Below are 13,590 nucleotides of genomic sequence, written 5' to 3'. Positions count from 1 at the left end.
CTAGTCAATTACATTAGACGCAAAAAAGCATTCACTATTATTGTTAAATTACTCAGCTAAACAGTTTCTACCCGCTTGTTTTGCACGATATAACGCTTCATCTGCTTGTTTCATTACTTGATCGAAGTCTTTCAGGTCACCTTCACGTTCCGCTACTCCGATACTTATAGTGACATTCACAACCTTGCTAGACGTATCGTTTTTTGAACGTTGTGACTTACCGGTTTTGCTGTCGTCCGGTCGTTCATTGTTGTCCCTAATAGTCATTGCGTAAATGGCAATAGACTCCCTGACTTGTTCCAGATAAGGAATGGCATAATTGACTGACTTATTTGGAAATACAATAGTGAACTCTTCGCCACCATATCGGTAAGCTTTACCCCCGCCTTTAATTTCATTGATCTTGCTCGCCACCAATTTTAAAACTTGGTCACCAACATCATGCCCGTAGGTGTCATTAAACTTTTTGAAGTGATCCACATCTAACATGGCAATGGTATATTTTTTACCAAGTGAAATAGACGATTGTAATAATGCTCTTCTGGCCGATAATCCAGTTAATTCATCGGAAAAGGCCATCTGATATGAATCAGTTAATACACCTTGAATTAACAGCAAACCAAACACTGAAAATGCAATCAGGTGAGTCAAAACCTCAGCATCTATTAATTTAAAATACACTAAGAAAAATGCGATCACCCAAGTATTCAAAACGGTTTTACTTGGTGACAGTATATGTTTTACAGCTAGCATTAATAACGCTAACACGGACAATACAAGTTCGATTTGAGTCATGCCGCCTAAATGTAGATCGGCGATAAACTCAGTGTTCAAAAATTGGTGTAAGGTGATTGATTGATTAAAACGGTAGTTAACTAAGATCACGGCTAGAATGATCAATGCTCTGATCAAACCGTGGCGTCCCCAAATAGTCTTGTTCTGGTCAAAAGTAAACAAGACTAAAATAAATAACTGACTTAAAAACCACAAGGAGGGACTAAAGTTCAGATATTTAAAATGGTCAATTTCAACAAACAGAGCCCAACTCAGTAATAAAAACAGCAGTATATAAATCACTCTACTTTGTTTAAATCTTAGTGCGACAACAATAGCGCCAATAAATAACAACATTGGGGTTTGTGTTAATAACTCTTGCCAAACGGTTAAATCCAACATGCCATTTTGTACAATTAAAAACAGCGCAAAAATTAAGATGACAGGTACGCTGACTGCTTTAATAAAATTTGAAACTAAATAATTCAATTAAGAAACCTTCTCTGATTTGGCACTATACCAACTTCCCATGACGACTTTACTTTTTGCCCCGGTAACAGAGGGGGAATTCGCGCTAATTAAATGGACTCGACAATAGGCTAACCAAGCAAATGCCATTGCCTCTAAAGCATCGCTATTTATCCCAACCTCATCTGTTGCTTTAATTTGATGTGCGGGTAATTGTTGTTGTAATTGCTCAACTAAACATTGATTGTGGACCCCACCGCCGCAAACAAATAAAGTGTGTGTATGTGTAAATTGTTTAATTTGTAACGCAGCACTCACTACAGTTAGCTCTAACAAGGTACGTTGAATATCCTCTGGAGGTATTAACTTTTTATTAAGCTTTGTACTGCTAATAGTCTGATACTCATCAATCTTATTGAACAACCAGTCTAAGTTAAATAACTCCTTCCCTGTGCTTTTCGGATATACCTCTGCAAAATACGGTTCAGCTAACATTAGAGTTAATAATTCTGGAATGACACGTCCTGTCGAAGCCCAAATGCCATTTTTGTCGTACGCCTTGTGTGTATGTTTCTCACACCAAACATCCAGTAATGTATTAGCCGGGCCAGTATCATAACCAATAACATCCGCACCAGGATTTAGCACTGTGATATTAGCAATGCCTCCTAGATTTAAAACAATACACCCCTGTGAAGTTTCGCCTAATAGAGCTTGGTGAAATGCTGGAACTAAAGGCGCTCCTTGTCCGCCAACTGCGATATCCATGTTCCTAAAGTCACTGACCACATCGATACCAGTTAATTGTGCCAATAAACTTGGATCGGTGATCTGTAAACTGAATGGAAATGCCCCATAGGGCTGATGTCTGATTGTTAATCCATGACTACCAATAGCCATTATCTGAGACTTGTCTATACCTTGAGCAGCCAATAAGGCATTTATGCTTTGAGCAAATAGCTGTGCGAGCTGGACTCCCGTTTCACCAAGAGTTTGCATATTCACATTTTGTTCAAATGATAGATGAATTAACTGAGACTTAATGTTGTCAGGTAACACAACAGATTGGGAAGCTATTAGTGCGATAGAGTGGTGTTTAGAGTTTTGAACGGATTGAATATCAACGATTGCAACATCAATTCCGTCCAAACTTGTGCCAGACATTAAACCAATAAAATAGGTTTTGTTATTCATCAAAGTCCATCTTATTTATGATTAATTTTTATTAGGACTAACGCATCGCCAAAAGTAGTTGTCTATTGTGTTTTAATAAACTTAAACGTTCTTCGGCATATTGAACAAATTGTTGTTTTTGCTCCCCCGTTAATGGATTGGCCTTTGGCAATGAAACCGTACGAGGATTTCTATGAACTCCATTAACTAAAAATTCATAATGCAAATGAGGACCTGCAGCTAATCCTGTTGAACCAACTAATCCTATAACTTGTCCCTGTTTCACTTTTTGTCCACGACGTACTTTACGTTTTGAAAAATGAATGTATTTAGTGGTAATACCGCCGCCATGTTCAATGAAGACATGATGGCCATTAAAACGGTCGTAGCCGGCTTTTATTACTTTACCATCACCTGCGGCAAATACTGGTGTGCCAGTGTTCGCTGCATAATCAACACCACGATGGGCTTTCATTTTTTTCTGTACAGGGTGAAAACGTCGATTTGAGAAGTTTGAACTAATGTATTTAAAATTCACTGGAGAGCGTAAAAAAGTTTTACGCATGCTATCCCCCTCTGGTGTGTAATAACGACCATCGTCATTGCGCACAGCGGTAAAAACTTCATCTTGATTAATAAATTCAGCGGCTAAAATATCACCGTGTCCAACAAATTCACCATCAATATAAATCTGCTCAACTAAAGCATAAAAACTGTCGCCTGATCTTAGGTCTAACGCAAAATCCACATCCCATGCAAATATGTTTGCCAAGTTCATGATCAATGTATCATTTAAACCTGAAGCTACCCCAGCGTTCCAAAAATTACTGTCTATTTGACCTTCAAAATAAACCGACTTAGTCGTTCTCGATTTTTCTTCATACGTCGTATAGTAGGATTTATCATCAGCCAGTTTGGCTATAACCGTGGTTAATTGATCTTGTTCATAACTTAACGATACCAACTCGTTGTCTTTATTCACTTCGAACTCTAAAAAACGTCCTGGGATTAAATGGGTAAATATTTTTCCAGCTTCGCCCGAACCGGCGATAGACAACATGGTTTTTTGCGGTTGTTTTACCCGTTTAAAAATCGTTGCTAAAGAATCACCGTTGCGGATCTCAACATTAATAACATCGGTAAATTCTAAATTGGCTTCATCTTGACCCAAATCCAAAGGTAATGGGTAGGATTCACCAACCGATAATGCTGCGTAATTTGAAACCACAGGCGCGTTGATTACTTTTGATGCTTTGGCAGATTCACTTGGGATCAGGATCAATAAAGTTAAGATCATTGATACAATCAAGACCGTTACTCTATGTTGTTTAGGAAAAGTGTTTACTAAATTCTTCATTACCTACTTCTTGCAATGACTTCTCTAATTGCTTAATGGGTTAGCTGTACTTAAACAGTTTTCATGAGATTACCACCATGACTTTCTAAATAAAAGCAGCAAAGCCATATAATTCAAGCCTGTAATGCAAAAATGCTTCTAATTAAAGAAGCATTTTTGAAAATACTAACCTGGTCGACGATGTCTTCTTATGAATCCACCGGCTTGTCTTTGCTGTGACAAGGTCATGGTTTTTTGTTTATTATCTTCAAATGGGTTCACACCCTCTCTGAATTCTATCTTAATTGGCGTCCCCATCACGTCTAACGCTTTACGGTAATAATTCATTAGATAACGCTTGTAAGAATCCGGTAAGTCTTTTACCTGATTACCATGAATAACGATTCGTGGAGGATTATAACCACCGGCATGGGCGTATTTTAATTTAACTCTACGGCCTCTGATCATTGGCGGTTGGTGATCGTCTTGTGCCATTTTCATGATACGAGTCACCATTGACGTTGAGATACGTTTTGTCGCTGAACGATACGCTTCATCAATTGAATCAAATAAATGACCAACGCCAGTGCCATGTAAAGCTGAAATAAAATGTAAACGGGCAAAATCAATAAAGCCCAAACGTCTATCTAATTCACGTTTTACTTCATTTTTAATATCTTGATCTAATCCATCCCACTTGTTCACCGCAATCACGATTGAACGACCCGCATTTAAAGCAAAACCTAACAAACTTAAGTCTTGATCTGAAATGCCTTCTCTTGCATCCAACATTAACAATACGACGTTAGCATCTTCAATGGCTTGTAAGGTTTTAACTACTGAGAATTTTTCTACCGTTTGACGAATACGTCCACGGCGACGAACACCTGCGGTATCAATAATCACGTAATCTTGATCATTGCGACTCATAGGAATATAAATTGAGTCACGAGTCGTACCTGGCATGTCATAAACAACGACACGCTCTTCGCCTAACATTCTGTTAGTTAATGTTGATTTACCAACATTTGGGCGACCAATTAATGCAAACTTAATCGGCACATCTTCAAATGGTACCGCCTCTGGTTCTTCAACTTCAATAACATCGCCATTTTCGTCAAACTCAGGCTCTGCAAACTCTTGTTCTAAATCAATTTCACCACGTTCTTGAATTTGAGCCGCTAACTCATCTTCAAACTGCTCAGACAATTGTTCAATAACAGGCATTAATGCATGGTCTAAAAGTTGAGTAACACCACGACCATGAGCGGCCGCAATTTGATGTACATCACCCATAGCTAAATTATAAAATTCAGCGCTTGATGAGTCACCATCGATACCATCAACTTTATTGGCTACGATAAAGGTTGTTTTATTTTGTTTTCTTAAATGTTCAGCGATAGCTTGGTCGGCCGCTGTCATACCCGCTCGGGCATCCACTAAAAACAACACAACATCAGCTTCATCTATGGCCAACAAAGATTGCTCGGCCATTTCAACTTCAATACCTTCTTCAGTACCATCAATACCTCCGGTATCGACCACAATAAAATTGTGTTCGGCGTGTGTTGCTTGACCGTACTTTCTATCTCTAGTTAGTCCGGGAAAGTCCGCTACTAGCGCGTCTCTTGTACGAGTTAATCGATTAAATAAAGTCGATTTACCGACATTAGGACGACCAACTAAAGCAACCACAGGAAGCATTGAATTCACCTCAAACATACACTCAACGTTGGTGAGTGATGTATTTAAATATTACAAAAAAGGCCTAAACATTTGTATTAAATATCTAGGTTCTAGCCACAATTTAAGTTTTAAACCATGACACAAAAAAGGCTCTGTGTTTGTTCATACAAAACACAAAGCCCAATATAAATAAACTATATATTACGGTAGACGTAAAGCGTTGACTTTGCCATCTCGGGTTTGTACAAAGAGCTTATCACCTGATACGACAGGTTTAGTATAAGCGCCGTCTTCTTCAAAAGAAAACCAATCAACGAACCACCAGAATACAGAACGGTCATAGTCAGCAAATTTATAACGAGCTGCTATTTTACCAGATTCTTTATTTATAAAGTGAAAATAACCTTCATAATCACCTACTACGATATTACCTTTATAAACAACAGGTTGTGTTAATCGGCGATTATATAGCTCAGATGACGTCCACTTTTCGATACCACTATTAGCATCAACAGCAATCACATTACCTTTAGCATCCGTTAAATAAATAACACCAGTATCAATCGCTAAATTACGGTATGACGAATATTCACGTTTCCATAATACACGACCAGACATCATGTCCAATGCGGCTAAGTTACCATTGTAAGCAATTGTATATACCGTAGAACCGTTGATTAAAGGCTTACTGTCAGCATCAATTAACTGCTCAAGTTCGGTTGAACCTTGTACTACCCCTATTGCTTGTTCCCAAGCAGGAATGCCTTTTTCAAGGATAATTACCGACAATTTTCCCGTGGCTGTGCCAACTAAAACACCACCACCAGCAATGGTTGGCGAAGAGGTACCACGTAACGATAATGCAGGAACATCGGTGGCAATTTGCCAACGTAGCTCACCGGTATCAGGATGTAATGCAGCTACAAAACCTGCTGCTGTAGTTACGGCTATCCAACCTTCACCTGCTGCAGGTGGAGCAATCACTTCACCTTTTACTTCGGTACGCCATAATATTTCACCGGTTGCTTGCGATAACGCAATAACATCGCCGTTTTCAGTACCAATATATAAATTTTTATAGGCTGCAGTAATACCACCACTTAATTTTTCAGGCGCTACTGTTGTAAACGTTAACGTATCCCATATTGTTGGTGGGTTATCACGAACGTCTGTTGACCAAACTTCATCACCGCTGTCTTTATTAAACGCGATAACTTCGCCATCACGACTTGCCGCAAATACAAGATCACCAACTGCGGCTGGTGATAAGTTTGAAAAGTAATTATCAACACCGTCGCCTGCAGATTCTCTCCATACTAACTCAACATCTAACGTCGAATTAATCGGTTTTATTTCTGCAATACGAAACTCTTCTTTGATTTCTTTTGTTTCACAGCCGGATAACCCGAACAATAAAGCAAATGAAAGTGCCGTTATTTTGGCTTGTTTTAACATTAAACAGGGCCTTAATTAGCTAGTTGTTTTTGAAGATAACGCTAAATCGTCTAACTTCATTTTTAATAAGTTATTACCTTCTAAACCACCGTTATCGGCAGCAGATTGATATGACATACGCGCTTTATCTTTATTACCTTGAGCTAAATAAACATCGCCCGTTAACTCAGCAACACGTACTTCATAACCTTTACTTTTAACACTTGTTAAGGTTTTCAAAGCTGCATCGTACTGTTGTAATTCTGATTGAATTCGAGCTAAACGTAATGACACCAAATCTTTTAAGCTAACTGAATCCGTTAGCGATAATGCGGTCGTTAAGTTGGTGGCAGCAAGTTCAAACTTTCCATCATTCACGGCTTGTTTAGCGGCTAAAAGTTGAACAAACACACCATAACCAGATTCACCATAAGCGGCCGTAAATGCTTTTAATTCTGACTCGACTGAATCAGAGTTAGCGTTTTCAGCTTGGCTTACTTTAATAAATTCTTCGTATTGAGCCGAAGCTGCTTCTTGCTCTGCAATTTGGTTATCTACATACCAGTTCCAAGCAGAGAAACCACCTAAACCTAACGCAGCACCTAAAACGATTTGAGTGCCGTTTTCTTTCCAAAAACTTTTAATCGCTTCAACTTGTTGTTCTTCAGTAGAATAAACTTCCATTATAACCTCTATATCTGTACTACATCAGCAGGGGAAAATTCCTGCAAATATCAATTTAAGCAAAGATCGTATTAATACGGCCTTCCAATTCAGTCCAACTAACTACTTCTTGTTCTACATTTTCACGTAAGTTTTTTATGGTAATTTGTTGGTTTGTAATTTCTTCGTCTCCCAAGATAAGTGCAATTGATGCACCTACCTTGTCAGCACGTTTCATTTGTTTCTTAAAGTTACCGCCACCACAGTGGTTAACGACTCTTACATGCGGTGCAGCTTGTCTTAAATGTTCTGCTATTTCAACCGCTTTTATTTCTGCATCCGTCCCTGCAGCGACCATATAGACATCAGCCGTTGAGGTTGGTTCCTTTAAAATTTCTAAGGTTTGTAACAACAGGACTAATCGTTCAATCCCCATAGCAAAACCAACCGCTGGAGTAGGTTTGCCACCTAATTGTTCAACTAATCCATCATAACGTCCACCAGCTAATACGGTCCCTTGAGAACCTAAGCTTGTAGTTACCCACTCAAATACGGTTCTGTTGTAATAATCTAAACCACGAACTAAACGTTCGTTTACTACATATTCAATACCAGCCGCGTCTAATCGTAATCGTAATTGTTTAAAATGTTCGACGGACTCTTCATCTAAGTAATCAGATAATGTTGGCGCCGCCTCTAATAAGTTCTGAACATCTTGATTTTTACTATCCAAAATACGTAACGGATTAGTCGTCAATCTACGTTTTGAATCATCATCTAACTTATCTTCGTGCGCTGACAGATATTCAACTAATGCAGCGCTGTAATCTGCACGCGACTCATTTGAACCCAAAGAGTTAATTTCAAGTGTTAAATGTTCTGTAATGTTAAACGTTTTCCACAGACGAGCTGATAATAAAATCACCTCTGCGTCCATATCGGCACCAGCGAAACCATATGACTCAACGCCAAACTGGTGGAATTGACGGTAACGGCCTTTTTGAGGGCGTTCATGGCGGAACATAGGTCCGGTATACCACAGTCGCTGCTGTTGGTTATATAACAAGGCACCTTGATTTGCAGCTCTAACACACACAGCCGTACCTTCTGGACGTAAAGATAAAGAATCGCCATTACGGTCGTCAAAAGTGTACATTTCTTTCTCAACGATATCTGTTACTTCACCAACTGAACGTTTGAATAATTCGGTAAATTCTACGATTGGAAAACGAATTTCTGAATATCCATAACTGGCTACGGTTTGACGGATCACAGATTCAACTTGCTGCCACTGAGCAGTTTCCACTGGTAAACAGTCGTTCATTCCACGAATTGCTTGGATTGGTTTAGACACTGATTAATAATTCTCTAGTTGAGTTAAAAATTAGCCGCGTATTATAGGGCTAATCTAGCCTAAGGTAAATTGATAACGCTAAAATGCTCGACAAAAATATTTATTAGCAGATTAATTTGTACCAACATAGGGTGTTCTGCTAGTTTAGCTACATCAAATACAATCGAGAATCGCCTTGAATCTATGAAACAAGAATATCTTATTGAGCAGCTTTTACCGGGTATGTACGTTGCCGAAGTGGTAAATCAAATTGGTAAATTAAAGATCAAGACTCAAGGATTAGTGAGATCACAAACCGCCATTTCAGCTTTGGCAAAACAAGGGGTAACGGCTGTATTAGTTGATTTATCCAAAAGTAAAATCAAACAGCCTTCAACCCCAAGTAAAAAAACCGAAAAGATCAACCAAGAAGCGACAGTGAAATCCGTTAGTTTTGAGCAGGAGATCAATACGGCATCGAACTTATATCAACAAGCAAAAAGTATTCAAAATACCGCATTTAGTCACTTTAAGTCAGGTTACACCCTTGATGTTGAACAACATCATGCTCTTGCCGACAATTTAATTGACTCTGTATTTAGAAATCAAGATGCCCTAGCCTGCGTGACTCGAATGCGAGATAAAGATCAATATTTAATGGAACATTCCATTAACGTTGCAATTTTAATGACCATCTTTGCCAAACATTTAGGTATAGATAAGGATATCATTCATAATTTAACCACTGGCGCTATGTTGTTAGACTTAGGGATGATATCGCTCAATGATAAAATATTAACCAAGTCCTCTGCGCTAACTGATGCTGAAATAGAGAAAATCCAAATGCACGTTCCGCTTGGTGTAAATGTGCTAAGTAAATCCAAACGTTTGAATCAAATAAGCTTAGATCTAGTTGCGACACACCATGAAAGATTAGACGGTTCAGGTTACCCAAATCAACTCTCAAATGAGCAACTAAATCAATATTCAAGAATGATTGCAATTGTTGATAGTTATGACGCAATTACGGCTCAACGTAGTTATCAAAAAGCAAAAACCCCCATTAACGCATATAAAGAATTACAAAAACAAGCTGGCACTAAACTCGATACATCTCTTGTTGCTGAGTTTATAAAATGCATGGGGCTTCACCCTGTTGGCACGTTGGTACAAATGAAAAGCAACAAGTTAGGCATTGTTATTAAATCTAATAAACAAAACCCATTATCACCGGTGGTTAATATTTTTTATAGCGTTAACAATAAAAGTCACATTGAACCTAGAATCATTGATCTTGCTAGTGCAAAGGTGACCGATGAAATAGAACGTAGCGTTAAACCAGAAGATTTTAAGATAGATATGTTACGTTTTTTCAAACAAGTTTTGTTGAACTAAACGAGTTTACTCTAGTCATTGTTAAGTAAACATAGATCATCAATTCATTTTAATATCATCAAACACTGAAGTTACTGAATGCCAACACTTGTGAAGTGCCCAATAACACGATTAAAAATAGGTCAATATGTTGCTGAAATTTCGCAACAAATGGGCCAAATAAAGGTGTCATCCCCTGGCTGGATTTCCGATAACACTATCATCCATGAACTGGTCGCTAAAGGTGTCGTTGAAGTCATTGTTGATACAGAAAAACAATTAACCAAAGGATTATCCAACCATGAACTCGCGGTTAAATCAGAATTTAATGATGTTCCTTTTGAGGATGAACTTCCCAGAGCTAAATTAGCGATAGAGAAGTTAATTTCGCACCTACAAAAGGCATTTAGCCAAATACGAGAAAAAGACATCTTTGATGCCAGTCCTTTTTATTTAGCAACGATGACATTTATTGCATCGGGCTACCGAAATCCTTCAGCGCTTTTATGCATTGTAAGAGCAATGACATTTGAAGATTATCAATTAGGCCACGCTATTCGAACGGCTGCTTATTACTGTAATACGTTTAGAGTAATGAAATGGCCATCTGATTTAATCCAGGATTGGATTGTGGGTGCATTGCTGCACGATATTGGTAAATTGCATATGAAACAAAGTATTCAACAACCCAACCGACTCACAATCAATCAAACAACCAGAGAACAAGATATCTTTATTAGTCCAGCTCATGTTGAGAATGGTATTAACATCGCTCGTCAGATTGGAGGATTGGCTAAAGAAACGATAGAAGTCATTCGGATGCATCATGAAAGATTAGATGGGTCGGGTTACCCCACAGGACAAAAGTTAACCGATATTAATGACGCCATTCGTATTTTTACCATTATTGATGAGTTTGACCGTTTAATGCATACGCCAATTAAAGGTAAATATCCGACTGCGATACAGGCCTATCAAACTTTGTTAAAAATGGAAAAACAGTTTGATTTTGAAATCTTGCAACAGATCATTAAGTGTATTGGTATTTACCCTCCTGGATCATTAGTGTTACTAAAAAGTGGCCGGGTTGGTATTGTTTTGGGCCATCATGGCTCAACCGTTAAACCAGACATAAAACTCATCTATGACAATCGATTACACCAACACATTAATGTGGCTACATTATCACTGAGTAAAAACAAAGAAACAGATGAGATTATTGATTTTTACGCGAAAGATACATTCTCAGATCTGGTAGAACGTTATCTATAAATAGACCAATTCACCCTAATTAATTTTTTACAAAATCAACTAATGCAACTTGGCCTATTTTCATATTATTATGACGCCATACGATCAAGTCTTGTTTAATCTCTAACAAGGTTAATCCGGCTTGTAGTGTTTGCCCTTCGTATAATGTTGTACCATTAATCCTCACCCAACGTTCGCTCGCATCCGACGCAAAAATATGCATTTGATATATCAAATCAGGTAATGTTTTAGATTGATAAACGGTGAGATCTTCAAGCATTAATAAGTCATCATTCGAATATAAGTTAACTTGAAAATTATCGTCTTGAGTTGGGCTTTTTTCGGTCGCTTTTATCGCCTCAGCAAAAGACGCTTTAATTTTGTCCGATACCTCGTTTAACGCCATTTGATTGTCCGTTTCACTGTTGTCGTTGTCGCTATCGATGACCATATTAACGTTTGAATCGGTTCGCGTTTGTATGTCTTCTGTCGTTTGAGCACTAGGTACCTTATCTTCTTTGCTTGTACTTACTTTAGACACCAACTGACCTTGTGCATCCAATGCTATTTCAATTGTTTTATCATCGGTAACGTTGATCTCATCACTCTTATTTTGAGTTTGTGTTATTTGTTCTGGTAATGCTTCGGCTCCATCCCCTGACAAGGCTAATGACTTATTAGTTGTTGATGGCTCATCATTTTTTTTAGAAGGTAAAACTTCATTAGGTTTTACTTGCTCAGCCTTCTGCATTGAAGACATTGACAAAAGAGGAGTCATTTGCGAGTTGTTAACTTGCGTTTCGATTGCGGCCAGTTTGTAATTAGCCTCACTCTGCCCTAGCAAACTCGCATTCCCATAAATATAACCCGCTAACAATCCGACTATGAGCAATAAGCTAGCAATAAAAATCCATACCAACCAAGGCACTGATGAAGCATTATTTGGATAACCTTGGGCTATGTTAGTAAAACGATTGGTAGTAAAAGCATTGGTTTGGTCATTATCCACGTTACTTTGACTTGTTAACAGCGCAGAATAATTTTGTTTAGTCGCGACTGATTTTGGAATTGAATTATCTTCACTCATATCCGACGTATTATTTGTTGAAGATTGGTTCTGACTGTTTTTCAATAAGGCTTGATATAACAAACTCATTTCAAGTAATCCATTATCATTGCGTGAAAAAATTACGGGTTATTACGGTGATTAGCGCGGTCACTGCAATAATAGATAACACCGCCACTTTGAGCGTTTTATGACTGACGTCAGAACCTAAATTACTACCCAAAACTTCATATACCGCTTGTTTAGCCATTTTATTATCCACAAAAAAACGACCTTGAGCATAAGCGCCCATCAAGGCTCGGTCTGCCAATAAATTGATTAATCTTGGTGTGCCTTTAGCTTGTTGAAAAATGGTGGTCATGGCTTTTTTATCAAATAAAGGTCGATTACCGCCAACCGCAATCACTCGATGATTGATATATTCAAAGGTTTCATCTTTCGTTAACGGTAATAAGTGATATCTCGCTGTAATACGTTGAGCAAGTTGGCGAAGTTCTCGAGTATTCAGTTTTTCTTGTAATTCAGGTTGGCCAATCAAAATGATCTGCAGTAACTTTTTGTCATTCGTTTCTAAGTTAGTAAACAAACGTAATTGTTCTAATGCCTCTGCTGATAAATGTTGCGCTTCGTCAATAACCAATAAGCTCGACTGACCTAATTTGTCTTGTTCTATAAGAAAATTTTGCAATGCATCCGATAATGCTTTGTGGTCATTTTTATCTGTAATTAAGATCTCAAATGAGTCACATACGGTTTGTAATAACTGGATGTTATTCAAAGTAGGGTTAAGAATATATGCCACATTAAAGCTATCAGGTAAATCGCCTAATACAGCTCGGCTAACCATGGTTTTACCGGTACCAACTTCCCCCGTTAACATCACAAAACCACCGTTACCACGCAGGCCATAACGTAAATAACCTATGGCCTCTTTATGCCGGCTACTTGGATACATCAAATTTGGATTAGGGGCTATATTAAACGGCTCTTGTTTTAATTGAAAATACTCTAGGTACATATGGCTGCTTCAAA

The 13,590-nt window shown here is 38.2% G+C and carries 11 protein-coding genes; 2 read left to right on the top strand and 9 right to left on the bottom strand.

Going from position 1 to position 13,590, the window contains the following annotated elements; genetic code table 11:
- Positions 1 to 48: 48 nt before the first annotated feature.
- The 7 genes from RT723_RS15870 to hisS form a co-directional block, all read right to left on the bottom strand.
- Positions 49 to 1,263 carry a GGDEF domain-containing protein gene (locus RT723_RS15870; RefSeq protein WP_315948049.1) on the bottom strand — a complete coding sequence of 405 codons (1,215 nt, stop codon included), beginning with the start codon at positions 1,261 to 1,263 and terminating at the stop codon, positions 49 to 51.
- Entirely contained in the window at positions 1,264 to 2,436 is a 1,173-nt protein-coding gene (locus tag RT723_RS15865) for an anhydro-N-acetylmuramic acid kinase (RefSeq protein WP_315948048.1), read from the bottom strand. It abuts the gene before it with no gap.
- A gap of 37 nt (positions 2,437 to 2,473) precedes the next feature.
- A complete protein-coding gene (locus tag RT723_RS15860; RefSeq protein ID WP_252731699.1) occupies positions 2,474 to 3,772 on the bottom strand; it encodes a peptidoglycan DD-metalloendopeptidase family protein in 1,299 nt (432 codons plus the stop codon).
- A gap of 165 nt (positions 3,773 to 3,937) precedes the next feature.
- On the bottom strand, positions 3,938 to 5,455 hold the full coding sequence (der, locus tag RT723_RS15855) for a ribosome biogenesis GTPase Der (RefSeq protein ID WP_216054882.1): 1,518 nt from the start codon (positions 5,453 to 5,455) through the stop codon (positions 3,938 to 3,940).
- Between the two features lie 183 nt (positions 5,456 to 5,638).
- A complete protein-coding gene (bamB, locus tag RT723_RS15850) occupies positions 5,639 to 6,892 on the bottom strand; it encodes an outer membrane protein assembly factor BamB (protein WP_315948047.1) in 1,254 nt (417 codons plus the stop codon).
- 15 nt (positions 6,893 to 6,907) lie between these two features.
- Positions 6,908 to 7,555 (bottom strand): YfgM family protein, encoded by a 648-nt coding sequence (locus RT723_RS15845; protein WP_315948046.1) that lies wholly within the window; start codon positions 7,553 to 7,555, stop codon positions 6,908 to 6,910.
- Between the two features lie 55 nt (positions 7,556 to 7,610).
- On the bottom strand, positions 7,611 to 8,888 hold the full coding sequence (gene hisS / locus RT723_RS15840) for a histidine--tRNA ligase (RefSeq protein ID WP_315948045.1): 1,278 nt from the start codon (positions 8,886 to 8,888) through the stop codon (positions 7,611 to 7,613).
- A 183-nt stretch (positions 8,889 to 9,071) separates the two neighbouring features.
- On the opposite strand from hisS, the gene RT723_RS15835 reads away from it, so the two are divergent.
- Both RT723_RS15835 and RT723_RS15830 read left to right on the top strand, forming a co-directional pair.
- Complete coding sequence (locus RT723_RS15835; protein WP_315948044.1) at positions 9,072 to 10,262, top strand: cyclic di-GMP phosphodiesterase; 1,191 nt, start codon at positions 9,072 to 9,074, stop codon at positions 10,260 to 10,262.
- A 78-nt stretch (positions 10,263 to 10,340) separates the two neighbouring features.
- Positions 10,341 to 11,513, top strand: coding sequence for an HD-GYP domain-containing protein (locus tag RT723_RS15830; RefSeq protein WP_315948042.1), 1,173 nt, complete (start codon positions 10,341 to 10,343; stop codon positions 11,511 to 11,513).
- Positions 11,514 to 11,532: 19 nt separating this feature from the next.
- On the opposite strand, the gene RT723_RS15825 is transcribed toward RT723_RS15830, so the two are convergent.
- Both RT723_RS15825 and RT723_RS15820 read right to left on the bottom strand, forming a co-directional pair.
- A complete protein-coding gene (locus RT723_RS15825; RefSeq protein WP_315948041.1) occupies positions 11,533 to 12,648 on the bottom strand; it encodes a general secretion pathway protein GspB in 1,116 nt (371 codons plus the stop codon).
- Positions 12,649 to 12,664: 16 nt separating this feature from the next.
- Positions 12,665 to 13,576, bottom strand: coding sequence for an ExeA family protein (locus tag RT723_RS15820; RefSeq protein ID WP_315948040.1), 912 nt, complete (start codon positions 13,574 to 13,576; stop codon positions 12,665 to 12,667).
- Positions 13,577 to 13,590 lie beyond the last annotated feature (14 nt).

Source organism: Psychrosphaera aquimarina, from assembly GCF_032461525.1.
GTDB lineage: Bacteria > Pseudomonadota > Gammaproteobacteria > Enterobacterales > Alteromonadaceae > Psychrosphaera > Psychrosphaera aquimarina.
Note: the sequence above shows the minus strand (reverse complement) of the source record. Positions and strands in the feature narration are given on the sequence as shown.

Bases quoted from the DNA above. Each gene is read 5' to 3' on its own strand.
- RT723_RS15845 (WP_315948046.1), bottom strand. From the start codon at position 7,555: ATGGAAGTTTATTCTACTGAAGAACAACAAGTTGAAGCGATTAAAAGT.
- RT723_RS15865 (WP_315948048.1), bottom strand. From the start codon at position 2,436: ATGAATAACAAAACCTATTTTATTGGTTTAATGTCTGGCACAAGTTTG.
- RT723_RS15835 (WP_315948044.1), top strand. From the start codon at position 9,072: ATGAAACAAGAATATCTTATTGAGCAGCTTTTACCGGGTATGTACGTT.
- der (WP_216054882.1), bottom strand. From the start codon at position 5,455: ATGCTTCCTGTGGTTGCTTTAGTTGGTCGTCCTAATGTCGGTAAATCG.
- RT723_RS15820 (WP_315948040.1), bottom strand. From the start codon at position 13,576: ATGTACCTAGAGTATTTTCAATTAAAACAAGAGCCGTTTAATATAGCC.
- bamB (WP_315948047.1), bottom strand. From the start codon at position 6,892: ATGTTAAAACAAGCCAAAATAACGGCACTTTCATTTGCTTTATTGTTC.
- RT723_RS15860 (WP_252731699.1), bottom strand. From the start codon at position 3,772: ATGAAGAATTTAGTAAACACTTTTCCTAAACAACATAGAGTAACGGTC.
- RT723_RS15825 (WP_315948041.1), bottom strand. From the start codon at position 12,648: ATGAGTTTGTTATATCAAGCCTTATTGAAAAACAGTCAGAACCAATCT.
- RT723_RS15830 (WP_315948042.1), top strand. From the start codon at position 10,341: ATGCCAACACTTGTGAAGTGCCCAATAACACGATTAAAAATAGGTCAA.